14 protein-coding genes and 1 pseudogene are annotated in these 25020 nt (G+C 65.6%); 10 read left to right on the plus strand and 5 right to left on the minus strand.

Features of this window, described 5'->3' with window-relative positions; translation table 11 throughout:
* The first annotated feature begins 136 nt into the window (after positions 1 to 136).
* The 5 genes from J7396_RS08155 to mdtD all read left to right on the plus strand — a co-directional run bounded on the left by J7396_RS08155 (position 137) and on the right by mdtD (position 5199).
* Entirely contained in the window at positions 137 to 679 is a 543-nt protein-coding gene (locus tag J7396_RS08155; protein WP_014090723.1) for a shikimate kinase, read from the plus strand.
* On the plus strand, positions 676 to 1788 hold the full coding sequence (gene aroB, locus J7396_RS08160) for a 3-dehydroquinate synthase (protein WP_209261278.1): 1113 nt from the start codon (positions 676 to 678) through the stop codon (positions 1786 to 1788). The genes J7396_RS08155 and aroB overlap by 4 nt, the downstream gene beginning before the upstream one ends.
* A gap of 292 nt (positions 1789 to 2080) precedes the next feature.
* Entirely contained in the window at positions 2081 to 2335 is a 255-nt protein-coding gene (locus tag J7396_RS08165) for a WGR domain-containing protein (protein ID WP_014090725.1), read from the plus strand.
* A gap of 14 nt (positions 2336 to 2349) precedes the next feature.
* On the plus strand, positions 2350 to 3414 hold the full coding sequence (gene hemE, locus J7396_RS08170) for a uroporphyrinogen decarboxylase (RefSeq protein ID WP_209261279.1): 1065 nt from the start codon (positions 2350 to 2352) through the stop codon (positions 3412 to 3414).
* Positions 3415 to 3777: 363 nt separating this feature from the next.
* The gene (mdtD, locus tag J7396_RS08175) at positions 3778 to 5199 is read left to right on the plus strand and encodes a multidrug transporter subunit MdtD (protein ID WP_014090726.1); all 1422 of its coding nucleotides are present in this window, start codon (positions 3778 to 3780) and stop codon (positions 5197 to 5199) included.
* 34 nt (positions 5200 to 5233) lie between these two features.
* Here the strand turns inward: mdtD and J7396_RS08180 are convergent, their stop codons facing one another.
* The 4 genes and pseudogenes from J7396_RS08180 to J7396_RS08195 form a co-directional block, all read right to left on the minus strand.
* The gene (locus tag J7396_RS08180; protein WP_209261280.1) at positions 5234 to 8779 is read right to left on the minus strand and encodes an ATP-binding protein; all 3546 of its coding nucleotides are present in this window, start codon (positions 8777 to 8779) and stop codon (positions 5234 to 5236) included.
* A gap of 391 nt (positions 8780 to 9170) precedes the next feature.
* Positions 9171 to 12740 carry a two-component regulator propeller domain-containing protein gene (locus tag J7396_RS08185; protein WP_209261281.1) on the minus strand — a complete coding sequence of 1190 codons (3570 nt, stop codon included), beginning with the start codon at positions 12738 to 12740 and terminating at the stop codon, positions 9171 to 9173.
* A 204-nt stretch (positions 12741 to 12944) separates the two neighbouring features.
* Positions 12945 to 15763 (minus strand): annotated as a pseudogene (locus tag J7396_RS08190) (ATP-binding protein).
* A 301-nt stretch (positions 15764 to 16064) separates the two neighbouring features.
* The gene (locus tag J7396_RS08195) at positions 16065 to 19640 is read right to left on the minus strand and encodes a hybrid sensor histidine kinase/response regulator (protein ID WP_209261282.1); all 3576 of its coding nucleotides are present in this window, start codon (positions 19638 to 19640) and stop codon (positions 16065 to 16067) included.
* 96 nt (positions 19641 to 19736) lie between these two features.
* On the opposite strand from J7396_RS08195, the gene J7396_RS08200 reads away from it, so the two are divergent.
* The 3 genes from J7396_RS08200 to J7396_RS08210 are packed head-to-tail and all read left to right on the plus strand — an operon-like array spanning position 19737 to position 21550.
* Positions 19737 to 20399 carry a YceI family protein gene (locus J7396_RS08200; protein WP_011348191.1) on the plus strand — a complete coding sequence of 221 codons (663 nt, stop codon included), beginning with the start codon at positions 19737 to 19739 and terminating at the stop codon, positions 20397 to 20399.
* Positions 20396 to 20959 carry a cytochrome b gene (locus J7396_RS08205; RefSeq protein ID WP_008575305.1) on the plus strand — a complete coding sequence of 188 codons (564 nt, stop codon included), beginning with the start codon at positions 20396 to 20398 and terminating at the stop codon, positions 20957 to 20959. The genes J7396_RS08200 and J7396_RS08205 overlap by 4 nt, the downstream gene beginning before the upstream one ends.
* A 9-nt stretch (positions 20960 to 20968) precedes the next feature.
* Positions 20969 to 21550, plus strand: a complete 582-nt coding sequence (locus tag J7396_RS08210; protein ID WP_209261283.1) for a YceI family protein — start codon at positions 20969 to 20971, stop codon at positions 21548 to 21550.
* A 146-nt stretch (positions 21551 to 21696) separates the two neighbouring features.
* On the opposite strand, the gene J7396_RS08215 is transcribed toward J7396_RS08210, so the two are convergent.
* Positions 21697 to 21936, minus strand: coding sequence for a glutaredoxin family protein (locus J7396_RS08215; RefSeq protein WP_014090734.1), 240 nt, complete (start codon positions 21934 to 21936; stop codon positions 21697 to 21699).
* A gap of 87 nt (positions 21937 to 22023) precedes the next feature.
* Here J7396_RS08215 and J7396_RS08220 point away from each other — a divergent pair, with 87 nt between their 5' ends.
* Positions 22024 to 23406, plus strand: a complete 1383-nt coding sequence (locus tag J7396_RS08220) for an L-serine ammonia-lyase (protein WP_008575300.1) — start codon at positions 22024 to 22026, stop codon at positions 23404 to 23406.
* 336 nt (positions 23407 to 23742) lie between these two features.
* On the plus strand, positions 23743 to 24750 hold the full coding sequence (locus J7396_RS08225) for an alpha/beta hydrolase (RefSeq protein ID WP_209261284.1): 1008 nt from the start codon (positions 23743 to 23745) through the stop codon (positions 24748 to 24750).
* Positions 24751 to 25020: the final 270 nt, after the last annotated feature.

The following is a 25020-nucleotide window of genomic DNA, read 5'->3' on the forward strand; positions in this document are numbered from 1 at the left end:
GTGGGCGCATCGCCCGCGCTTCGCCTATGCACCGCGATCCAATCGCCGAAACGACGCGGGGTTGGCGGGATTGGAGACGGCAATTGCGCCGTGCCATCGGCCCGGCCCGATGGCGTGAATGCTACGATCCCTGCGCATGAACCCCGCACCCAATCTCGTGATGGTCGGCCCGATGGGCGCCGGAAAAAGCTGCATCGGCCGTCGCCTGGCCGAGCGCTTCGGGCTGGAATTCGTCGATGTGGACCAGGCCATCGTCGACCAGGTGGGCAGCAGCATCCCGGCCATCTTCGAGCAGCATGGCGAAGCCAGGTTTCGGCAGTACGAGGCCCAGACCCTGCAGGCGCTGCTGGAACAGGACAACAAACTGATTTCCACCGGCGGCGGCGCCGTGCTGGATCCGCGCAACCGCGAGCGCATCTGCGCGCGTGGCTTCGTGGTGTACCTGCATGTCAGCGTGCCGGCGCAACTGACGCGGCTGGCGCGCGATCGCAATCGCCCGCTGCTGCAACGCGCCGACCGCGAGCAGGTGCTGCATGCGATGGCCGCGCACCGCACGCCGCTCTACCGCCAGGTCGCCGATCTCAGCCTGGAAACCGATCATCTTTCCCCCGCCGAGGCCACCGCGCAGCTGGTGCTGCGCCTGGCCGCGCAATGGCGCATGTCGAGTAACCCCGCATGACACTTCCCCGTTCCTCGCGCAGCGTCGATGTCGACGGTGTGCAGCCTTACACCATCACCATCGCCCCGGGCCTGCTGGCCGACGGCGCGCGCCTGGCCGGCCACGTGCGTGGCCGCCACGCGCTGCTGCTCAGCGACTCGCAGGTGGCTCCGCATTACGCGGCCGGCGTACGCACCGCCTTGTTGAACGCGCGGCCGGACCTGCAGGTCGGCGAGTTGGTCATTGCCGCCGGCGAAGCCTCCAAAACCTTGGAGACCTTTGGCTCTGCAATCACCGCGCTGGCCGAACTCGGCGCCACCCGCGACGCCTGCGTGTTCGCGCTGGGCGGCGGCGTGGTCGGCGACCTGGCCGGCTTTGCGGCAGCGTGCTGGATGCGCGGCGTGGACTGCGTGCAGCTGCCCACCAGCCTGCTGGCGATGGTGGATTCATCGGTCGGCGGCAAGACCGCAGTGGACATCCCGCAGGGCAAGAACCTGGTCGGCGCCTTCCATCCGCCGCGTGCGGTGATCGCCGACACCGACACCTTGCGCACGCTACCGCCGCGCGAACTGCGCGCCGGCCTGGCCGAGGTGATCAAGTACGGCGCCATCCGCGACCCGCTGTTCTTCCAGTGGCTGCACGCCGAGCGCCGCGCCCTGCTCGATGGCGATGCAGCGGCGCTGGCGCAGGCCATCGCCCGCAGCTGCGAGCACAAGGCCGAGATCGTGGCGCGCGACCCGCTGGAAAAAGGCGAGCGCGCCCTGCTCAACCTGGGCCACACCTTTGGTCACGCCATCGAAACCGAGCAAGGCTACGGCGCGCCCGGCAACGACAACCTCAACCATGGCGAGGCCGTCGCAGTGGGCATGGTGCTGGCGGCGCGCCTGTCGGCCGCGCTGGGCATGAGCGATACACAGGACACCGAGGCCTTGCGCACGCTGCTGCACGACTTCGATCTGCCCACCGAGATCCCGCCCGGCCTGACCCCTCAGGCCCTGCTCGCACGCATGCGCCTGGACAAGAAAAACATCGCCGGCCGCCTGCGCCTGGTGTTGTGGCGCGGCATCGGCAAGGCCGAGATCGTGCCGGATGTGGAAGAGGCAGCGGTGCTGGAGATCCTGGCGGGATAAGGCCAGCCGGCCGAAGGCACGGAACGCTGGACGCCGGCACCCAGCTGCCGTCGATCGCCACGACGCTCACTCTTTGTAGGAGCGTCCCCGGCGCGATGGGGCCTTCCCGACAATCCCTATCGCGCCCAGGTGCGCTCCTACGCACTGCCTGCCGCCGTCTGCACGGCGGTCGGAACCTCGCGCAGGAGCGCACCGGCAAGCGTGGACGCCCAACGACGCTCCCGGCGCAACCAGAACACCCGGACGCGCCACTGCTCTCAGCCTTCAGCAGCGCCCGGCTACAATCGGCCGCATGCGCATCCTTCTACAACACGATCCCGGCGGTAACGCGCCGCTCCGCTACGTCCAGCTGACCCTGCAACCGGATCTGTTCGGTGGTTGGGAATTGCTGCGCGAAACCGGGGAGATCGGCGGACGCACGCAACTGCGACGCGACCAGTACCTGCAACAGGAGGAAGCGGACCGCGCCTTCGACAAGGCGCGCGACACCCAACTTAAACGCGGTTTCCAACTCATCACCGGCGGCGCCGACGACGCGCCGCGCTGAGGACATACTTTCCCATGCTCAAGAACGATCGCCTGCTGCGCGCGCTCAACCGTCAGCCCGTGGACCGCACCCCTGTGTGGTTGATGCGCCAGGCCGGCCGCTATTTGCCGGAGTACCGCGCCACCCGCGCGCGTGCCGGCAGTTTCCTGGGCATGGCCAAGAATCCGGACATCGCCTGCGAAGTGACCCTACAGCCGCTGCAGCGCTTCCCGCTTGATGCGGCAATCCTGTTCTCCGACATCCTCACCATCCCCGATGCGATGGGCCTGGAGCTGTACTTTGTCGAAGGCGAAGGCCCCAAGTTCCGCCACCCGGTGCGCGATGCCGCCGCAATCCACCGCCTGGGCGTGCCGGACATGGAAACCGAGCTGCGCTACGTGATGGATGCGGTGCGGGTGATCCGCCGCGAACTGGATGGTTCGGTACCCTTGATCGGTTTCTCCGGCAGCCCGTGGACGCTGGCCTGCTACATGATCGAAGGCGGCGGCAGCAAGGAATACGCACGCATCAAGGCCATGGCCTTCAACGCGCCAGAGCTGCTGCATAACCTGCTCGGCACCGTCACCGACGCGGTGATCGCCTACCTGGCCGCCCAGCGCGCGGCAGGCGCGCAGGCGCTGCAGGTATTCGACACCTGGGGCGGCGTGCTCTCGCCGGCGATGTACCGCGAATTCTCGCTGCCCTACCTGACCCGCATCGCGCGTGAACTGGAGCGCGGCACCGGGGCCGAGCGCACCCCGCTGGTGCTGTTCGGCAAGGGCAACGGCGCCTACGTGGCGGATCTGGCCGCCAGCGGCGCCGAAGCCGTGGGCGTGGACTGGACCATCTCGCTGGCTGACGCCGCTCAACGGGCGGGCGGCCGCGTTGCCCTGCAGGGCAATCTCGACCCGGCCACGCTGTACGGCTCGCCCGACGCGATCCGTAGCGAAGTCGCCAAGACCCTGGACAGCTACGCCCAAGGCAATGGCGGCTCACGCGAAGGGCACGTCTTCAACCTCGGCCATGGCATGTCGCCGGATATGAATCCCGAGCACGTGGGTGTGCTGGTGGACGCGGTGCAGAGCCTGAGCAAGCGCTAAGCCGCCGCGGCGAGCGGACCGGGTCGCACGGACCCGGCCCGTGCCAGTGCCAGTTCCCGCGTGCATGTAGGCACTGCCGAGCCAGCTATTTCGCAACTGAACCGACCCACTGGCTCTGCGCGTTCACCCCGCCGCCAGATATATATATGTGCCGGACGCGTTGTGTCATGAAACGCGTCGCGCGATTCACACCGCACCCAAGCCGCCAATGCGATGACGCGATCTGCCTGAGCGTGCAGCGTCGGCCTTGCGCCCGCACGCGGCGCAGGCTGCCAACGCAGGCATTCCCGGGCGTCGCACACAGCGTTCCGTGCCGTGCACAGCAGGGAGACGATAATGCAGCGTTCCCCCGGCCAAGCCCCCATGTCTCAGCCCGTCCCCACCTTGCGCGCCTACGCCACCATCAAGCCGCTGCTGTGGCTGGTGTCGCTGGCCATCTTCATGCAGATGCTGGATGCGACCATCGTCAACACGGCGTTGCCGTCGATGGCGCGCAGCCTGCGCGAAAGCCCGCTGCAGATGCAGTCAGTGGTCTTCAGTTATGCGCTGGCAGTGGCGATGTTCATCCCTGCCTCGGGCTGGATCGCTGACCGCTTCGGTACGCGGCGCACCTTCCTCGCCGCGATCATCGTGTTCACCTTGGGCTCGCTGCTGTGCGCGGCAGCCCAGCACCTGCCGCAGTTGGTGGCCGCACGCGTGGTGCAAGGCATCGGCGGCGCGATGCTGCTGCCGGTGGGGCGGCTGGCGGTGCTCAAGACGGTGGCACGCGCAGACTTCCTGCGCGCGATGAGCTTTATCGCCATTCCCGCCCTGATCGGCCCGCTGATCGGCCCGACCCTGGGCGGCTGGCTGGTCGAAGTCGCCTCGTGGCATTGGGTGTTCCTGATCAACCTGCCGATCGGGGTCCTCGGGTTTATTGCCGCGCTGAAGATCATGCCCGACCACTATGGCGATGCACGCAGGCGCTTCGATCTGGTCGGCTACCTGATGCTGGCGTTCGGCATGGTGGCCTTGTCGCTGGCGCTGGATGGCATCTCGGAACTCGGCCTGCGCCATGCGTTCGTGATGTTGCTGGCCATCGGCGGACTGGCTGCACTGGCCGGCTACTGGCTGCATGCGGGCAACACCGCCAACGCGCTGTTTCCGCTGGCGCTGTTCAAGGTGGCGAGCTACCGCATCGGCATTTTGGGCAACTTGTTCGCGCGCGTGGGCAGCGGCTCGATGCCATTCTTGATCCCGTTGCTGTTGCAGGTGGGCCTGGGCATGAGCCCGATGAATGCCGGGCTGATGATGGTGCCGGTGGCACTGGCCGGCATGGCCGCCAAACGCGCGGCGGTCAAGCTGGTGGGGCGCTTCGGCTACCGGCGCGTGCTGATGCTCAACACCGTGTTGGTCGGCGTGGCCATGGCCAGCTTTGCGCTCATCGATATCGGCCAGCCGCTGTGGCTGCGCCTGGTGCAACTGGCCTGCTTCGGCGCGGTGAACTCACTGCAGTTTACGGTCATGAACACCGTGACCCTGCGCGATCTGGACCGCGACCAGGCCAGCCCCGGCAACAGTCTGCTGTCGATGGTGATGATGCTGGCCACCGGTTTCGGCGCTGCGGCAGCGGGCAGTCTGTTGGCGGCATTCAATACCCATCTGGGCGATACGCATGGCGCTACCGCCGCCTTGCATGCCACCTTCCTGTGTGTGGGCGGCATCACCTTGTCGTCGACGTTGATCTTCTGGCAGCTGGCCGAGACGCGCCCCCACCCCAAGGAAGTGGAAGCGGTTGCCGAGTAGGTGCTGCGCTGGGGCACTGTCACTTCCGCCGCGGCTACGCCCCATCGCGCGCGCGGGCATGCCGCAATGCCTCGGCGATGGTATTGGCCAACATCTCGCCGGTGAGCGGCTTGCGCAGGAAACGGTCGAAGCCCGCTTCCTGCGCGTTCGGTTCAGCGGCTTCATCGGAGCGTGCGGTCACCGCGATCAACGGCATCTCGTAGCCGAAGACGCGCAACTGCCGCGCCAACGCAAAACCATCCAGCCCGGGCAGGTCCAGATCCAGCAATGCCAGATCGAACGTGTTGTCGGCCGCTTCGGTCAACGCCGCTAGCCCATGCGGCGCATGCACGACCGAGTGCCCCTGCGCGCGCAGCAGGCCGATGATGACCTCGGCGATGGTCGGGTCGTCTTCCACCAGCAGGATGCGCTGCGGCTCGACGGGGCTGGCGGCATGCGCCACCTCGCCGTCCAGCGTTGCATCCGACGCCACCCAGCGCAGCGGCAGATCCACCACAAAGCGCGTCCCGGCGCCGAGCCGGCTGATCACCTCGATATGCCCGCCCATCGCCATCGCCAGCTCCTGACAGATGGCCAGGCCCAGGCCACTGCCGCCATAACGTGAGGTGGTCTTGGCACCGTCGCCCTGCTCGAAGCGCTGGAACAATCGCGCCTTCTGTTCGGCATTGATGCCCGGGCCCGTGTCGGCCACTTCGAAGCGCAGGCCTTGATAGGAACCGAGCGTGGTCAGCTTCAGCGCGACCACGCCGCGCTCGGTGAATTTGATCGCGTTATTGAGCAGGTTGAGCAGGATCTGCCGGATACGGGTTGAATCGCCGCTGGCGGTGATGTCGCCCAGCAGCCCGATGTCCAGGCTGAAACGCAACCCGCGCTCTTGCGCCAATGGCGCCATCAGCGCTTCGACTTCGGCCACGAGCTGACGCACCGAAAATGGCTGGAAATCCAGCTCAAGCCGGCCCGATTCGATGCGCGCCAGATCCAGCGCATCGTTGACCAGCCGCAACAGATGCGCACCCGCACGACGGATCGACTCGGTGTAGCTGCGCTGCGTGGCGTCCTGCGTGGTCTTGAGCAGCAATTCGCTCATGCCCAACACACCCGTCATCGGCGTGCGCACTTCATGGCCCAGCGTCGCCAGAAACCGGGTCTTGGCCAAGGACGCCTGTTCGGCCAGCTCCTGTTTGTGCACCGCCAGCTGCCAGGCATTCAGGCGCCGCAGCCGACGGCGATACAACAAGATGGCCGCGGCGATCACGCACACGCTCAGCACCGCCAACAGGCCCAGACCCCACGGTGACAGCCACCACGGCGGCAATACCTGGAAACGGACGATCTGGCTGGCCGACCAGATGCCATCTGCCGTGCGCCCCTGCACTTCCAGCGTGTAATGCCCGGAAGGCAGGCGCGAAAACAGGCGTTCGCCGGTGGAGCCCACGTCGACCCAGTCCGGATCGTAGCCACTGAGGCGGAAGCGGTAACTGGTGGATTCGGGATTGGTGAACGTGGGCATCCGCGCCACGATATGCAGGTCGCGATCGCCGTCCTGCACCTGCAGCGGCGCCTTGCCGGTGACATCCAGTTCGCGCTCGCCGCGTCGCAGGCTGACACGTTCGATCAACAGCTGCGGTCGGCGCAGATTCGGACGCATCGTGGCCGGATCGAACACCACGATGCCATCGGATGTGCCGCCCAGGATCTGCCCCGTGCTTGCCTGCACCAGCGTGGCCACCTGCATGGGCGAACTGGGAAGTCCGTCGTGCACGTCGTACACGCGCACCAGCTTGCTGCCGGGGTCGACCCGGATCAGCCCACGATGACTGGAGACCCAGGCCACGCCACCGGCATCGATCACCAGGCCGGTCGGCGAGACCATCGGAAATTCCTGGTCCTTTCCCACCGTATCCAGATGCGTAAGCTGCTTGCCGTCCCAGAGATAGCGCCGCAATTGTCCGGCCAATCCGATCCAGACGATGCCGCCATCTCCCTGGCGAAACACATAGGTTGGCAGGGACGGCGCGCCGCGTACCGGAACGAACTGGTCGGCAAGCGGATCCCATCGCCACAGCCCGGCATTGTTGCTCAGCCAGATCTGCCCATCCGGCCCGATCCGCATGTCCAGGACCGTCAGCGCCTTCAGCCCGTGGCTTCCGTAGTCGAGCGTCCTGAGCAGCTGGCCCTCGCTGCTCCACAGCTGCACCCCGTGCGTCAGCAGCGCCACCCAGATGCGACCCTGTGCATCTTCGGCCATCCTGCCAGGCCTGCCGACATCTTCGAGATCGGCTGCGGAATCCTGGTGCCCGAGCAGTGGCCAACGCCTGGCCTCGCCCGTCTTCGGGTTGTACCGAACCAGCCGTTCCTGCACGCCGATCCAGACCATTCCCTGCCTGCTTTCGATGACCGTATCGGGAATGCGTTCCGGATCGACCGGGGCCAGGCGTGGCTCCACGCGGCCGGTGACGGGATCGAAATGCTCAAGCGTTCCACGCGTGCCGACCAGCCAGATGCCGCCGGTGACCGAAGGCGCTGTGGCAACAACCGAGGGATTGGCGAGCGAGTGCGGATCATCTGCGCGATGCGAAAACAACGCGAAGGTGTCCCAGCGCGGAGGCAGGTGCCACAACCCGCCCTCCAGGCTGGCGAACCACAGACCTCCTTCGCGGTCCTGGTAGGCGGTGATCCAGTTCCGGTTGACCAGACCGTGCGCTGAAAAACTGTAGACCGGCACGCGTTCGACGCCACCGTCGCTGGAACTCATGCCCAGGCCGGTGGCGGTATCCAGCCAGTAGCGCCCGAGCCGGTCACGCAGCAGGACGCCCCGGACCTGCGCGGTGTCCTTACCGCTTTGCCAGCGGCGGGCCACGGGCCGCCCGACCGTGTTGAACTGGACGGGGTTGCCGTCGAAATCGGCAACCCAGAGCACCTTGCCGTCGGGCTCCTTGTACATTCGGTTGACCGACTGGGACGGGCCCGGAAGCGGCACGCGCTCCAGGCGCCGACCATCCCAGTGCGCAAGCCCGCCCCAGGTGCCGATCCACAGGCCGCCGTCGGGCGCGACTTCCAGACCGACGATATTGTCGGACGGCAAGCTAGCGGCATCGCCCGCCTTGGCAGAAAAGTGCTGCATGCGCCCGTCGGGGCGGTAACGATAGAGGCCCTGCTTGGCGGTGCCGATCCAGATATCCCCGTCCAGCGTTTGTGCCAACGACCACAGGGTGGCATCGCGCAATTCCGGGAACCGCGGATCTTCCAGTCGTTTGAACGTGCGCGTGTTCGCTTCCAGATAGCCGACGCCGCCGTCCTCGAAGCCCATCCACACCCGATCGTTGGCGTCGACACAGATGGTCCAGACCACGTTGCTGGTCAGGCCATCTTCCATCCGCCAGATCCGGTAGTTGCGGCCATCGAATCTGGCCAGACCGTCATCGCTGGCAAGCCACAGATATCCCTGTCTGTCCTCGGCTAACTGATTGATCGTGTCCGACGGCAGCCCGTCGGCGATCGTCAGCTGGATAGGCACCGGTGTTGCAGGCGTCCGCGCCTGCACCGGAAACACTGCCAGACACAGGCATACCCAGAGCACAGCGAGCAGCCGATGGGGCAAGCAGGATAGAAAGCGCACCGGATCAACTTCACGACAAGTCGGCGCATAGTGCGGGCCACGCGCGGTGCGGGCAAGCGCGCTCTGCCCGTTGTGCGCACGCGCTCAGGCTGCAAGGCGCCCGCGGCAGCGTCATTGGTCAGTCCGTTGCACGTTGCAGGGCTTGCGAAAAGCGGGCCCGACAATTCTTTCCGCCGACACTTGCTTGCGACGCAACCGCTTGCCGCGCCCCGGGTGGCAGGGCACCTGCAGCGCCCTTCCGCCTGGCCAGACCATCGCGACCCGCATCGCTGTTCGAGCGGCCCAAGAGCGGACGAACACGCCGCGTGATACTTGGATGCCTGCTCCGGTGACAGAGCATCCGCAGCGCTTGTCAGCGCTTGCTGCGTAACGCTTCGGCAATGGTGGAGGCCAGCATGTCGCCAGTGAGCGGCTTGCGTAGGAAGCTGTCGAAGCCGGCTTCCTGCGCACTTGGTTCGGCGACCTCGTCGGCGCGTGCAGTCACGGCGATCAACGGCATGTCGTAGCCGAAGACGCGCAACTGCCGCGCCAGCGCAAAACCATCCAGCCCGGGCAGGTCCAGATCCAGCAATGCCAGATCGAACGTGTTGTCGGCCGCTTCGGTCAGCGCCGCCAGGCCATGCGGGGCATGCACGACCGAATGCCCTTGCGCTTGCAGCAGGCCGACGATGACCTCGGCGATGGTCGGGTCATCTTCCACCAGCAGGATGCGCTGCGGTTCGATAGCCGTCTCGGCATGCGCGGTCTCGCCACCGAGCGCGGCGTTGGAAGCCACCCAGCGCAGCGGCAGATCCACCACAAAGCGCGTCCCCGCACCGAGTCGGCTGATCACCTCGATCTGCCCGCCCATGGCGATTGCCAGCTCCTGGCAGATCGCCAAGCCCAGACCACTGCCGCCGTAGCGCGAGGTGGTTCTGGCACCATCGCCCTGCTCGAAGCGCTGGAACAGCCGCGCCTTCTGTTCGGCGTTGATGCCCGGCCCCGTGTCGGCCACTTCAAAGCGCAGGCCTTGATAGGAACCGAGCGTGGTCAACTTCAAACCGACCACGCCGCGCTCGGTGAATTTGATCGCGTTATTGAGCAGGTTGAGCAGGATCTGCCGGATGCGGGTGCAATCGCCACTGGCAGTGATATCGCCGAGCAGCCCGATCTCCAGGCTGAAGCGCAGGCCACGCTCCTGCGCCAGCGGCGCCATCAACGCCTCCACTTCGGCCACCAGCTGACGCACCGAAAACGGCTCCACATCCAGCTCCAGCCGCCCGGATTCGATGCGCGCAAGATCCAGCGCATCGTTGACCAGCCGCAACAGATGCGCGCCTGCGCGGCGGATCGACTCGGTGTAACTGCGCTGTTTGAGATCCAGCGAAGTCTTGAGCAGCAGTTCACTCATGCCCAAGACGCCCGTCATCGGCGTACGTACTTCGTGGCCCAGGGTCGCCAGAAAACGCGTCTTGGCCAGGGACGCCTGCTCGGCCACTTCCTGTTTGTGCACCGCAAGCTGCCAGGCATTCAAGCGACGCAACCGCCGGCGGTACAACAAGATGGCTGCAGCAATCACGCATAAGGTCAGCAGGGCCAGCAGGCTCAAGCCCCACGGCGACAGCCACCATGGCGGCAACACCTGAAAACGCAAGGTCTGGCTCGCCGACCAGATCCCGTCTGCAGTGCGCCCCTGCACTTCCAGCGTGTAACGGCCTGAAGGCAGACGCGAAAACAGGCGCTCGCCACTGGGCCCGACATCGATCCAGTCCGGGTCGTAGCCGCTCAGGCGGAAGCGGTAGCTGTTGGATTCGGAGTCGGCGAAGCTGAGCAGGCGGGCGACGATATGCAAGTCGCGATCGCCGTCCTGCATGACCAAAGGCGTGACATGACTCAGATCCAGCCCGCTCTCGCCGCGACGTAGACCCACACGTTCGATCACCAACGGCACCCGATGATCATTCGGCTTGAGTTCGGCAGGATCGAAGATCACCAGCCCATCCGGCGTCGCGCCGACGATCATGCCCTTTGACGATTGCACCAAAGAACGCGCAACGAATTGCGGATTGGGCAGGCCGTCATGAACCCCGAACACGCGCACGCCCCGCGTGGCCGGGTCAACGCGAATCAGGCCACGCATACTGGACATCCAGGCAACACCGTCGTGGTCGACCACCAGTCCCTGTGGCGCAAGCGCAGGGAAGTTCTGCTCGGGCCCCACTGTATCTAGATGTTGCAGGGTGCCGTTCTTCCACAAATAGCGATGGAGCTTCCCTAGCCCGGCAAACCAGGCGATCTGGTTGTCGCTGAAGCGAAAAGTGAAGATAGGTTCGTCGGGCGCGCCGGCAATGCGCTCGAAGCGCGCAACCGACGCGTTCCAGCGCTGCAGACCACGATTACTGGCCAGCCAGAGCGCTCCGTCCGGCCCAGCCTGCAGGTCGTAAACCACCAGATCTGCTGCAAGGCCGTGGGTCCCGCGCAATATGGTGCGCAGCAAGCGACCTTGTTCGTCCCGCTCTTGTAGCCCAAGCGCGGCATGGACCCAGATGTGACCATCGGCGGTCTGCTGCAGCGCTTCCAAGGAAGCGTCCAGTGTCGCGTCCTGTGCAGCCGCGTCCGAGCCGCTTGCTGCAGCCTTCCAGTGCTGCACCTGGCCAGTAGCGGGATCAAAGCGCACCAGCTCGGCAAACTGCCCGACCCAGACGTTACCCTTGCGATCCTCCAGCACGCTATTGGACCAGCTGGCAGCCCCCAGGGTGGGCAATACACGCTCGATTTTGCCGGTGGCAGGATCTACGCGTTCGAGCACGCCCGAGGTGCCCACCAACCACATCCGACCATCGCGCGATTTTGCAGTGCCCTGGATCGCCAGGTTGCCACCTTGGCCACCGTCGTCCATGTAGTTGAAAACAACCGCGAAACGATGCCAGTTCGAGGGGAGATGCCAGAGCCCGCCGTTGGGGCTGGCAAACCATACACCGCCCTCGCGATCCTGATATGCCGATTCCCAGTTGGGACGGATGCGCCCGTGCGCAGACAGACTGTACAGGGGGACATTGCGCACCTCCGCACCAGTCGTATGGCCTAGGCCGGCCAAGGTGTCCAGCCAATAGCTGCCGTCCTGGTCGCGCAACAACACGCCCAATACCGGATATTCTGCAGGTGCCTGCCAACGGTGCGGACTGAGATGACCACTTGGATCGCGCCGAAACAGCTTGTCGTCGCTGGTCCCGATCCAGATGCTGCCATCGGCATCGGCAGTTAGCCGGGTGATGATCTGTGCGGTGCCATCCGGAAATGCCTGCCGCTCGAAGTCATTACCCGTCCAATGCGCAGCACCATCGGCGGTACCGATCCAAAGTGTGCCGCGGGTATCGACATCGAGCCGATAGATCGCGTTGTCGGGCAAGCTGCGCGGATCGTCGGCACGATGTGCGAAATGCTCCAGCGAACCATCCGGCCGCAGCCGGTATAGCCCACTCATTTCAGTGCCGAACCATATGCTGCCGTCGTCGGTAGACTTGATGTTCCAGATCGCAGCGCCGCGAAGTTCCGGATAGCGCGCACCATCATAGAAAGTGAATTGATGGCGTGCGGGGTCCAGCATCGCAAGGCCTGCCATGCCGGTCCCGATCCAGACCCGGTTGCGCTTGTCGACGTGAACCGCCCAGATCTGGTTGTCGCGCAAACCGTCTTCGATGCGCCAGATACGGAAGTTTCGCCCGTCGTAACGCGCTAACCCATCGCTGCTGGCCAGCCACAAATATCCATTGGCATCCTCATCGAAGCCGTACACCACGTTGGATGGCAGCCCGTCGGCCACGGTCAGCTGCCGCGGCTGCGGCAGTACCGGCACGCCGGCCAGCGTAAGACTCGGCCAGCCTGACACGACGGCCAGGCAAAGCAGTAATAGAGCCCGCGTCATCAAGGCTTTCAGCGGCATGCGACGACTGGGGTGTTGTGGTGGTAGCAGCATGCGCTCGCGTGTCCTTTGCACGCATAGTGCGGACCTTGCCTGATGCTGGCAACACACAGAAGCGCGCCAACGGTGATCGTTACAGCAGGCAGGCATCGTACGGCCGTCTTTACGCGATGCGATGCCCGATGAGCACCGGCATCGTCAACGCATCGGGGCCGTGCACCCACGCTAGGTCGTGGCCTGCATGCCGGCGGCTGCGCGCGCAGCCGTCATCGCTTCCACCAGCAGATCGGCAGTGACCGGTTTGCGCAGGAATCCGTCGAAACCTGCGGCCTTGGCCTGGGTCTGCGCGGCGCTGTCAGCGCGTGCCGTGACTGCCAGCAGCGGGAAGCGATGGCCAAGCTGGCGCAGCTGCGATGCCAGGGCAAAGCCGTCCAGCCCGGGGAGATCCAGATCCAGCAGCGCGATGTCGAACCTGCCATCCACCGTTTCCGACAATGCAGCCAGCCCATGCGCGGCATGCACCACGCGGTGACCTCGATTGGTCAACAAGCCGCTGATCACCTCCGCCACGGTCGGGTCGTCTTCCACCAGCAGGATGCGCAGCGGCTCGCCTGCAGGCGCCTGCACCTGGCCGGTGGCGATACGTGTGCCGGAGCGGTCGATCGGCAAGGGCAGATCCACGGTGAACTGGGTGCCGACGCCAAGCCGGCTGCGCACGCGGATTCGGCCCTTCATCGCCACGGTGAGTTCCTGGCAGATCGCCAGCCCAAGCCCGCTGCCGCCGTAGCGCGAACTGGTGCGCGCACCCTCGCCTTGTTCGAAGCGCTGGAACAGTCGCTTCTGCTGTTCCGAGCCGATGCCAGGACCCGTATCGCGCACCTTGAAGCGCAGGGCATCGCCGTGCTGGCTGATGGTGAGCGACACCTCGCCGCGTTCGGCAAACTTGATCGCATTGCCCAGCAGGTTGATCAGGATCTGACGCACCCGCGTTGCATCGCCCACGACCACCACATGCGGGGGAAGCTGATTGCGGTACTCCAAGCGCAGGCCGCGCGCGTCAGCGATGGGATGCATGAAATGGGCCAGTTCCTGGGTGAGTTGCGCGGGATCGAAGGGCTGCTGTACCAACTCCAGCTTGCCGGCCTCGATGCGTGCCAGATCCAGTGCATCGTTGACCAAGCGCAGCAGATGCGTGCCGGCCTTGCGGATCGCATCGACATACCCGCGCTGCTTGGCATTCAGCGGCGTGGCCAGCAGCAACTCGCTCATGCCCAGCACGCCAGTCATGGGTGTACGCACTTCGTGGCCAAGCGTCGCCAGGAAATGCGATTTGGCGATCGATGCCTGCTCGGCCAGCTGTTGCCGCTGCTGTGTCAGCACCCACTCCTGCTGCCGCCGCACGCGCTTTCGCCAGGCCCAAATACTTAAGTACAGCAGCAGCATGCAGAGCGCTGCCGCGGCCAATTGCGCGGCCGTGCTCAACCACCACGGCGGCCGCACCTCCAGTTGCAACACCGGCGCAGCGACCCAATCGCCATCGCCGGCACGCGCCTGGACCTCGATGCGGCAGTCGCCAGGCGGCAATCGCGAGATCACGCGCTCGCCGCTGGCACCCTGCTCCACCCAGCGTTCGTCGTAGCCATTGACACGGTAGCGGTAATGCGCGGAGGCCGGATCGACAAACGACAACAGCCGTGCGCTGATGCGCAGATCGCGATCGCGCGCCTGCAGGATCACCGGCGCGTTGTGGGCAACCGTCTGCGGGCGCTCGGCATCGTTGCGCCGCACCTGCACCGATTCGATCACCAGACGGGCCAGCGGCGCAGGCGCAAATGGCCGCGACGGATCGAACAACACGATGCCGCTGGTCGTCAGCGCCAGCACCTGGCCGTTGTGACCAATCGCCGGCGGACGCATCGAAAACTCGCTATCTGGCAGGCCGTCGCGTGGACCGAACCGGCGGACCTGCGGCTGGCCGCGCTTGTAAGCGAACAGGCCCCGCGAGGTGGTGGCCCAGACCGTGTCGTCGCCGCCCAGCGCCAGGCCGCGTATCTCGGTAGGAGGCAGGCCGTGTTCGTGCCCGACCCGCTCCAGCAGGCGCGCCTGCCGCCCGTCCCAGCCGTAGCGCTCCAGCGCACCGGGAGGAAGCCGCTGCCGCGATCGCCTTCCATCAGGCGCAGCGCGGTTTCTCCCGGCGCCACCCGGAAAAATCCGTCGGCTGCACCAATCCAGTAGCCACCGTGCACATCGTGTACCACGGTCGCGGCACGCAGGGCATCGGCCCCGCTCCAGGGCGCGCGTTCCAGCGCACCAGCAGGCGTCACCCTGTACAAGCCATTGCTGGTCCCGACCCACACCGTACCGTCGGCATCCTTGCTGAGCTTGAAAACCGTCGTGCTCAGTCGGTCTGGCGCGATGCGCACGAAGCGCTCGCCGTCGCGCATCACCAACCCGCTGTCGGTGCCGATCCATAGCCGGCCGCGCGCATCGGTCAGCAGGCTCATGATGGTGTTGCTGGGCAGTCCATCCGCCGCATCCGGTGTGGCACGGAACGCCGTCACCCGACCATTTTCTTCGCGCCGGCACAGCCCGGCACTGCTGGTTCCTACCCAGATCGCATCTTGTGCCTGGGCCAGTGCCCAGGCCTGCCCATCGCATGCGCTGCCAACGTCGGGAAATGTCGTAAACGCCGAGCGCGCCGCATCCAGCATGCTCGGTGGCGAGCCGTTGATGCCAACCCATATCCGGTCGCGATCATCGACGAACAGCGTTTCCACTTCGTTGCCCGGAATCGAACTGGCGAAATGCGGATCGTGCTGCCATACCTGCAAACCGATGCCGTCATAGCGCGCAAGGCCATCGCTGGTCGCCGCCCAGACATAGCCTTGCCGATCCTGGGCCAAGGCCAGCACCATGCGCGAAGGCAGGCCTTCGGCACTACCGAAGCGGCGCATGCGCGGGGTCTCGATCTGATTCACCGCCGCCGCATCCAGCCCGCTCAGCAGCAAGAGCACGGCCAGCACCGACATCAGCACGTTCTTCATCGTCATCCGTGTCCCCATCGCCGCGTGTGCGCCCGGCGTTCCTTGTTGGGACTGCACTTTACCCGCTACGCCGCAGTTCTTGGTCCCAGGAACTGGCTCGCTCCCTGGCCGAGTTGCCGTTCTGCTGCCCGCTGCGACTGACCCGGCATGCGACCAAATGCTTGGCCGGCCAGTGCAGCAGGTATCTGCTGCGCATGGCACTGGTCGTGGCGAACGCACTGCCGGTTTGCTGTCTGCCATGGAACCAAGACAGCGCCAGCGCGAGGCTGCTGTCGCGTCCTCGCCTGGCTTGCACGTGGACCTACGCGTCGCCGGCCTCGCGTTCGCGCTGGCCATCATCGACATCGGCAAGCACCCGCGCCAAGGCCTGCGCCAGCAAATCGCCAGTGACCGGTTTGCGCAGAAAGCCATTGCAGCCGGCGGCCATCGCCTGCGGTTCGGCATCCGTGTCGGCACGTGCGGTCACGGCCACGATCGGGAAGCGCACACCGCGCGCGCGCAACTGCGCCACCAGCGCCGCACCATCGAGGCCGGGAAGATCCAGATCGCACAATCCCGCATCGAAACTGCGCGTGCTCACCTCTGCCAGCGCGGCAAGACCATGCAGCACATGCGTGACGTGATGCCCACGCGTCTGCAGCAGGCCCACGATCACCTGCGCCACGGTCGCATCGTCCTCGACCAGCAGCAGCTGCAACGGCGCTTGCTCACGCAGCGACGGAGCGCGCACTGCAGGCAGCGTGACCGCAGGCAAGGTGGACACCCAGTGCAACGGCAGCTCGACCACAAAACACGCGCCCTGCCCCAATTCACTGGTGACCGTCACCGCGCCGCCCATCGCCGCGGCAAGTTCGCGGCAGATCGCCAGCCCCAGCCCACTGCCGCCGTGCCGTGCCAGCGTGAGCGCGCCTTCGGCCTGTTCAAACCGCTGGAACAGCCGTCCGCGCTGCTCGGCGCTCATGCCCGGCCCGGTGTCGCGCACTTCCACGCGCAGACCCTGCCGGGTGTACTGCGGCAATGTGGTAAGGCGCAGGTGCACGCTACCGCGCTCGGTGAACTTGACCGCATTGAACAGCAGATTCAGCAGGATCTGCTGCACGCGACTGGCATCGCCATGCAATGCCGGCGGCAATGCCTCGTCGAGCTCGCACTGGAAGGCCAGCTGCTTCTGCTCGGCACTCGGGCGCACCAGTTCCACCACCTGGCCGACCAACTGGCGCAGATCGAAATCGCGGTAATCCAGCGGCAATTTGCCCGCTTCGATCCGGGCCAGATCCAGTGCATCGTTGACCAGACGCAGCAGGTGCTTGCCGGCCAGCTGGATCGCGCTTGCATAGCCTTGCTGACGGCCATCCAATGGGGTCTGCAGCAGCAACTCGCTCATGCCCAGCACACCGGTCATCGGCGTGCGCACCTCGTGACCCAACGTTGCCAGAAAGCGCGTCTTGGCCAGCGATGCCTGCTCGGCCAACTCGCGCTTGTGTTGCGCCAGCTGCCATTGCGCGCGCATGCGAATACGTCGCCGATATGCGGCGGCCAGCAAGGCGCTCAACAGCAATCCGGAAAACCCAATCGCCGCAATCCCGATCTCGCTACGCCACCAGGGCGGCCTGACCGAAAACTGCAGCGAACGTACCTGCGAGCGATTGCCCAGCGGGTCGATGCCCTGCAGCGCAAGCGCGTAGTTGCCGGCAGGCAGGCTGGCGAATTCGCGGATGCCGGTGTTGCCTATGGTCTGCCAGTCCGTATCGAAGCCTTTCAGGAAGCTGCGATACCGATTGGACAGCGGGTCGCTGTAAGACAGCAGGCGGCTGACGATCTGCAGCTGGCGGTCCTCCGGGCCCAGCTGGAACGGGCGGTCCATCGGCAAGGCGATGCGTGCGCCATTGCGCAGCACGCTGACGTGTTCCAGCTGCAGTGCCGGTACGAACGGGGCAACGTCCGGCATTGCGGTATCCAGCAGCACGGTAGAGCCATCGCTGGTTGCCCCGATCAAGGTGTCGCCCGAGGTCAACAGGCAATGCTGGATGAACTCCTGACTGGTGAGGCCATCGCGCGTGCCGATATTGCGGACCCGCGCCGGATGCACCGAGGGATCGATCCGCCAAAGCCCGCGCAGACTGGAAATCCAGACACGCCCACGCGGGTCGATCTGCATGGCAGAGGCATCGAACCCGCTCAGTCCATCCGCTTCGCCTACCTGACGCACGCGCTTCCAGCCGGCTGCGCGCTTTTGCCACTGCTCTGCACCGGAGGCGCGATATACCCAAAGTGTGTCCGCAGACTGGCTGGCGAATGCCTGGATCGGCGTCCCCTCAAGCCCTGCCACCGGCACGAAGCGGCCTGTCGCGTCGTCCCATGCGAACATGCCGCCCTCGCCGGCCACCCAGACGCGTCCGTCGGGGCCCTGGTCCAGTTGCTGGATGTCGATCGCGCGTAGGCCATGCAGGTCTTGTTGGGTCATCCGCTGCAAGACCTTGCCGGTGCGTAGATCGCGCTGCTGCACCATGTCGATGAAGGCCATCCAGACGGTGTCGCCATGCTCCATGATCCATTCCGGCGCCGACAACGCCGATGACGGCTCGGGCCCATCGGACGGCCAGTGCACGAAGTCACCGGTACGCAGGTCCATCCGCGAAAGGCCAAAGGTCAAATTCCCCAGCCACACCCGTTGCAGGCGATCTTCCAATGCCGACACCAACTCCATCCCTTTGAGCTGCGGCGACTGCAGGCCTGTCTGGAACGAATCGCCGGTGCTCGGATCCACGCGCAACAGACGCCCCTGCGCATCGACCTGCCATAAGCCCCCTGAGCGCTTGGCAGGCGCCAGGTTGCAATAGATCGCATCGCCCATCGGCACCGCGGGCTTGAGCACGGCACTGCGTTTCCAGTCGGCTGGCAGATACCCAAGCCCGGTGCCATGCATGGGCACCCACAGGCCGCCATCGGCCGCCCCCATCAAGCCGATCACGTTACGACGCGACAGCGGCCCCTCCCCGCTCAGGGCGGGCACCGGTGGACGCTCTCCGCGCGTGCGCCAAAGACCACGTCCGCTGCCCAGCCAGAATTCGCCATCCGGCGTCGCGACTGCGCCCCAGAACTCATTACCGTTGCCGAACATCGTTGACCAGGCAAGCGGCTGCCAGCGACCGTCGGCGCGCAGCACGTGCAATCCCGACTCGCTTCCCAGCCACAAACGGTCCCCGGCCCACTGCAAACCGAAGATGGCCGCTTCCCGGTTTGGCTCGTCCGCGACGTATTGGCGGTGCAGTTGCGTGCCGTCGTAATAGGCCAGGCCATTGCTGGTGCCGATCCACAGGCGGTGCTGGTTGTCCACCGCCAGGTTCATGACCATGGCGTGATCCAGCGCGCCTTCGATCCCGCCCAGGTTCACCGACGACATCCCTCCGTCGGCACCGATGCGCACCAGCGCACCGGTGGTGGTGCCGGCCCAGATGCCGCCATCGAATGCGGCGATGCTGAAGATCTCGCCGTCCTTCAGCAATGGATAGTCTGCAGCGCGATAGTGAACAAAGCGCCTGCGGCCGGCATCCAGCACGCTCAGCGTCTTGCCGCAGCCCACCCAGACCCGGTCCAGCGCATCGATATGCAATGCCTGCACCGCGTTGCAGGGCAACGACCCGGGGTCGGCCGGATCGTGCCGCCAGGTCCTGAAGCCCGCGCCGTCGTACCGCACCAGACCGTCGAGCGTTCCAAGCCATAGATAGCCGGCGCGATCCTGGCTGATGGCAACCACCATCGTCGAAGGCAATCCTTCGCTGGGTCCCACGATCCGAAAGCGTGGCACTTCCGGAATCTTTGCCGCGCACGGCCAGATCGCCAACAGCACGGCCAGCACCACGATGAGTACACGCATGGGGGAATCCTTTCCTCGTCCAGCCGGCATGCTCGCAACGGATCGTTGCGAGCGCAAGCCGAGCGCGCGTTGCCGGGATATGTCTAGAATCCGCCCATGACAATCCTCGCCCGCCTATTGGTGTCCTCTGCCCTGGTTGCAACCAGCCTCGCCGCCACCGCTGCGCCTGTGCGGTATGCGCTGGATCCGGTGCATACCCGGGTGTTGTTCGCGGTGGAACATGCCGGCTTTTCCAAGGCATTGGGCACCGTTTCCGGAAGTAGCGGCACCTTGGTCTTCGACCCGGACGACTGGGCCGCCGCCCGGCTGGATGTCACCGTGCCGCTGCACCGCGCAGACCTGGGCGATGCCAAGTGGAACCAGGCCACCCTGGCACGCAACCTACTCGACGCCGAGCGCTTTCCCGACGCGCATTTCGTCTCCACGCACGTCGAGGCCAGCGGCGAAAACCACGCCAAGGTCAGCGGTAACCTGACCCTGCACGGGGTCACCCGCCCGGTTACCCTGGACGTCACCCTCAACGCGCTCAAGCGCCATCCGCTCCCGCCGTTCCGCCGTACGGCCGGTTTCTCCGCCACCGCCACGCTGAGCCGTTCCGAGTTCGGGATTGATGCCTGGAAATCGATGATCGGCGACAGCGTGGAGTTGCGCATCGAAGCCGAAGCCGTGCGCGAAGGGCGCGCCGACGACGAGACCCACGAGCCGCAAGCCGCACCCACGCCTGCGGACGCCGCCGCCACCCAGGAATCGGGCACATGAGCATGAAGAACCTCGAGCGCTGGGGCGGTGTGAGCCAGACCCTGCACTGGTTGATCGCACTGCTGATCCTGGTGCTGGGCATCGTCGGCCTGACCATGGGCGAGCTGCCCAAGACCCCGAAATACTTCTGGGTGTACACGGCGCACAAATCGGTGGGGCTGACTGTCCTGGCCTTGGTGATCGTGCGGCTTGGGTGGCGCATTTACGCCGGCGCACCGCCGCCGGTGGCCGGTACGCCGCGCTGGCAGGAGCGCATCGCCGGGTTCACCCACTGGCTGCTGTACGCCATGATCTTCGCCATGCCGCTGTCGGGCTGGTTGTACGACTCCACCAGCGGCCTGCGGCCGTTTCGCTGGTTCGGCCTGTTCAATGTGCCCAAGCTCAGCCCCCCGGACGAACAATTGCGCGCCATTGCGCACTTCGTCCACGAATGGGGTTTCTGGTTGCTGATTGCCGTGGTATTGGCGCATGCCGGCGCTGCGTTTTACCACCACCTGTTCCAGCGCGACGCCACCCTGGCGCGGATGTTGCCGCGTGGCTGGCTGGCTCCCAAACCATAAGGATTTCCCATGTCGTCCAAGTTGTTTGTCTCTCCGATGCTGGTCGCGGCCTCGCTGGTGGCCTCGCTGGTGGCCACGTTCGCCGCCGCGCCGGTGCTGGCCGCCGATTACGTGCAGGCGCCCGGCTCCAGCCTGGTATTTGCCAGCAAGTACGACGGTGAAGTGTTCACCGGCAAGTTCCCCGGCTTCGACACCACGCTGAGTTTCGATCCGGCCAATCTTGCCGGGGCCAAGCTCGATGTGCGTATCCCGCTGGCCAGCGCGGTCAGCGGCAACAACGATCGCGATTCCACCCTGCAGGGTCCGGATTTCTTCAATGTCGCCAAGTTCGCCACTGCGCGCTACCGCGCCGACAAGTTCCGCGCCCTGGGCGGCAACCAGTACGCTGCCGACGGCACCTTGGAACTGCGCGGTGTCAGCAAGCCGGTGATGCTGACCTTTACCTGGACGCCCGGCGCGCAGCCGGTGCTGTCCGGCAAGGCCGTCGTCAAGCGGCTGGACTTTGGCGTGGGCGGCGGCGACTGGGCCGACACCAAGACCATTCCCAACGAAACCGCGATCAGCACCAAGGTCGTGTTGAAGGCGAAGTAACGCCACAGGCTGAAACCGGACGCAGCCACTGAGCGGCGGACTACTCGTCGGGTCCGCCGCTTTTTTGTGCCCACATGGCGTGGAACAGCGAGCCGGTGCTCACCGGCTGCAATAGATTGCGGAGCCGGCGCGTTGTCGTGCCGCTCCTACCGCTTGGCGACGTCGTCGTCCAGCCATGCGCGCAAGCGCACGCGATCGAACGGCCAATCCAGCTCGCGTCCACGCGCATCGCGCAGCACCGGCACGCGCGCGCCGTAAACGACCTCAAGCGCCGCGTCGTCGTCGATGAACACGCTGTCGAAATCGCCTGCACGCGCCTGCGCCAGCACTTCCACGGCCTGGTCGCACAGGTGGCAATCGTCGCGCTGGTACAGGGTCAGGGGCATCGGCCGGGCTCTCATGCTGCGCTGCAGCCGTGCCGCAAGCGCCGAACGACTAGAATAGCCGCCTTTACGCTCACCTCTCCGGCACGCATGGCTGTCAGCACGTTCGACCTGTTCAAGATCGGTATCGGCCCGAGTTCCTCCCACACCGTGGGGCCGATGCGCGCCGCCGAGCGCTTCGTGCATCGCTGGCTGCTCGATGCCGGGCGCCTGCAGGACGTGGTGCGCATCCGAGCCGAAGTCTTCGGCTCGCTCGCCCTGACCGGCCGCGGCCATGGCACCGACAAGGCGGTGCTGCTCGGGCTGGAGGGCCACCGCCCCAACCTGATCGACCCGGACATCATCCCCGCCACGCTGGAGCGCATTCGTACCAGCAAGCGCATCACCTTGATGGGCCAGCACGCCATCGTCTTCGACGAAAAGCGCGACCTTCCGATGAACAAGCGGCAGAAGCTGCCGTACCACACCAACGGCATGCGCTTTACCGCCTACGATGCCGATGAAGCCGTCATCGCCACACGCGATTACTATTCGGTCGGCGGCGGCTTCGTGGTCAATCAGGACGACGCCGCAGACGACCGCATCGTGGCCGACGAAACGCCGCTGCCCTACCCGTTCCTCAGCGGCGACGAACTGCTGGCGCAGTGCGCGCGCAGCGGCCTGAGCATTGCCGCGCTGATGTTCGAGAACGAAAAGAGCTGGCGCAGCGAAGAGGAGATCCGTACGGGCCTGCGCGAACTGTGGAATGCAATGCAGTCCTGCGTGACGCGCGGCATCCGCGAAGAAGGCACGCTACCGGGCGGCCTGAATGTCTCCCGCCGCGCACCAGCGCTGTACCGCGAACTGTCCTCCAAGCCGGAAGCGGCGATGCGCGACCCGTTGACCACGCTGGATTGGGTCAACCTGTACGCACTGGCCGTCAACGAAGAAAACGCCGCCGGCGGCCGCGTGGTCACCGCGCCGACCAACGGCGCGGCCGGCATCATTCCGGCGGTGCTGCATTATTTCGACCGCTTCTGCGCAGGCGCATCCGAACAACGCATCTTCGATTTCCTGCTCACCGCAGCGGCTATCGGCATTCTCTACAAGGAAAACGCCTCGATTTCCGGTGCCGAAGTCGGCTGCCAGGGCGAAGTGGGCGTGGCCTGCTCAATGGCCGCCGGCGGCCTGGTTGCCGCACTCGGCGGCAACCCCGGGCAGATCGAAAACGCCGCGGAAATCGGCATGGAACACAACCTGGGCCTGACCTGCGACCCGATCGGCGGGCTGGTGCAGATTCCGTGCATCGAACGCAACGCCATGGGCGCGGTGAAGGCCATCAACGCCAGCCGCATGGCCATGCGTGGCGACGGCAAGCACAAGGTCTCGCTGGACAAGGTCATCAAGACCATGCGCGACACCGGCCGCGACATGCAGGACAAGTACAAGGAAACCAGCCGCGGCGGGCTGGCGGTGAACGTCATCGAATGCTGAGCCAATCGTAGGCGGAGTGCTGCTCAACCCAGCGCGCGCAGCGACGAAAAAACCCGCTCCACGGATGCATGCCCTTGCATTGCCGTTCTCGTGCACGCAGGAAGAAGATGCGCGAAATGCAGATGAGGGGACGCACCAGCCGCGGGGACGCGCTGCCCTTCTCCCCGCACGGGGGAGAAGGTGCGCGAAGCGTGGATGAGGGCAATAGAGGTCGGCGCACGCATCGGAGCCGGGTCGCCAGCCATCGTCAGCAACGCGCCTGCAGCGCCCGACAACCGTCACCCGGCTGTACGTTCCCACCACATTCGCCGCTGTACCGTCAGGGCCTGGATTTGGATGGAGATCACGATGCGAAAGCGTGTTTGCACCCTCATGCTCGCCCTGGCCAGTAGTCCGCTCCTGGCGCAGGAAGCCAGTTATGGCCCGCGGCTGGAAGGCTTCGACTACCCACATCCAGTCAAGACTTATACATTCACCTCGCAACGGCAGCCGCTGGAAATGGCCTATCTGGATGTTGCGCCAACCGGCACGCCCAATGGCCACACTGCGGTGCTGTTGCATGGCAAGAACTTCTGCGCCGCCACCTGGGAAGACAGCATCGCCGCGCTAAGCAAGGCCGGCTACCGCGTCATCGCGCCAGACCAGATCGGTTTCTGCAAGTCCAGCAAGCCGGCCGCCTATCAGTTTTCGTTCGCGCAACTGGCAGACAATACGCATGCGTTATTGAAGACGCTCGGCATCGAACGTGCGGTGGTGGTCGGCCATTCGATGGGCGGCATGCTGGCCATTCGCTATGCGCTGATGTACCCGCAAGCCACCGAGCATCTGGCGCTGGTGGACCCCATCGGGCTGGAAGACTGGAAGGCCGAAGGCGTCCCCTGGCGCAGCGTGGATGCGTGGTACGACAACGAGCTGAAGACCAGCTTCGAACGGATCAAGAAGTACCAGATGGATGTGTACTACGCCGGTCAATGGAAGCCGGCATTCGAACGCTGGGCGCGCATGCAGGCCGGTATGTCGCTGGGCAAGGGCAAGCAGGCCGTGGCGTGGAATCAGGCGCTGACCTACGACATGGTCTTCAACCAACCGGTGGTCTACGAGCTGCCCAGACTTGCGGTGCCGACCACGCTGTTCATCGGCCTCAAGGACCGCACCGCCATCGGCAAGGACACCGCACCGCCCGAGGTCAAGGCACGTGTGGGCGATTACACCAAGCTGGGCAAGCGCGCGGCAGCCGCGATTCCGAATGCGAAACTGATCGAGTTCGCCGATCTGGGCCATTCGCCACAGGTGCAGGACCCGGCCCGCTTCAATGCTGCGCTGTTGAAGGCGATCGCGCAGTAATGCTGTGGGTCTATGCGAGGGCAACGGTCGGTCGCCCTCGCATCTTCACCGCGGCCGGTCGAAACCGGCTGCAGCCAGCACCGATGGGCAGATCGCGCCGGCACGGCAGTTGGCGTGCCGGCAGTTGTAAACACGCACGCGCCAACTTTCATCCATCACGCATCCATCTCCGGCATCCGATCATCTTGCGACCACGCCCAGATCGAACGAGCGGTCGCCTGTAACCCGCACATTCGAGGCTCCAGGGGTGTCGGCACGCGCAGCATCGAT

Origin of the sequence: Xanthomonas sp. A1809 (assembly GCF_017746015.1) — a bacterium.
Taxonomy (GTDB): domain Bacteria; phylum Pseudomonadota; class Gammaproteobacteria; order Xanthomonadales; family Xanthomonadaceae; genus Xanthomonas; species Xanthomonas euvesicatoria.

Bases quoted from the DNA above. Each gene is read 5' to 3' on its own strand.
- J7396_RS08225 (WP_209261284.1), top strand. From the start codon at position 23,743: ATGGAGATCACGATGCGAAAGCGTGTTTGCACCCTCATGCTCGCCCTG.
- J7396_RS08220 (WP_008575300.1), top strand. From the start codon at position 22,024: ATGGCTGTCAGCACGTTCGACCTGTTCAAGATCGGTATCGGCCCGAGT.
- J7396_RS08200 (WP_011348191.1), top strand. From the start codon at position 19,737: ATGACAATCCTCGCCCGCCTATTGGTGTCCTCTGCCCTGGTTGCAACC.
- hemE (WP_209261279.1), top strand. From the start codon at position 2,350: ATGCTCAAGAACGATCGCCTGCTGCGCGCGCTCAACCGTCAGCCCGTG.
- mdtD (WP_014090726.1), top strand. From the start codon at position 3,778: ATGTCTCAGCCCGTCCCCACCTTGCGCGCCTACGCCACCATCAAGCCG.
- J7396_RS08195 (WP_209261282.1), bottom strand. From the start codon at position 19,640: ATGCGTGTACTCATCGTGGTGCTGGCCGTGCTGTTGGCGATCTGGCCG.
- J7396_RS08165 (WP_014090725.1), top strand. From the start codon at position 2,081: ATGCGCATCCTTCTACAACACGATCCCGGCGGTAACGCGCCGCTCCGC.
- J7396_RS08185 (WP_209261281.1), bottom strand. From the start codon at position 12,740: ATGCCGCTGAAAGCCTTGATGACGCGGGCTCTATTACTGCTTTGCCTG.
- J7396_RS08205 (WP_008575305.1), top strand. From the start codon at position 20,396: ATGAGCATGAAGAACCTCGAGCGCTGGGGCGGTGTGAGCCAGACCCTG.
- aroB (WP_209261278.1), top strand. From the start codon at position 676: ATGACACTTCCCCGTTCCTCGCGCAGCGTCGATGTCGACGGTGTGCAG.
- J7396_RS08155 (WP_014090723.1), top strand. From the start codon at position 137: ATGAACCCCGCACCCAATCTCGTGATGGTCGGCCCGATGGGCGCCGGA.
- J7396_RS08210 (WP_209261283.1), top strand. From the start codon at position 20,969: ATGTCGTCCAAGTTGTTTGTCTCTCCGATGCTGGTCGCGGCCTCGCTG.
- J7396_RS08215 (WP_014090734.1), bottom strand. From the start codon at position 21,936: ATGCCCCTGACCCTGTACCAGCGCGACGATTGCCACCTGTGCGACCAG.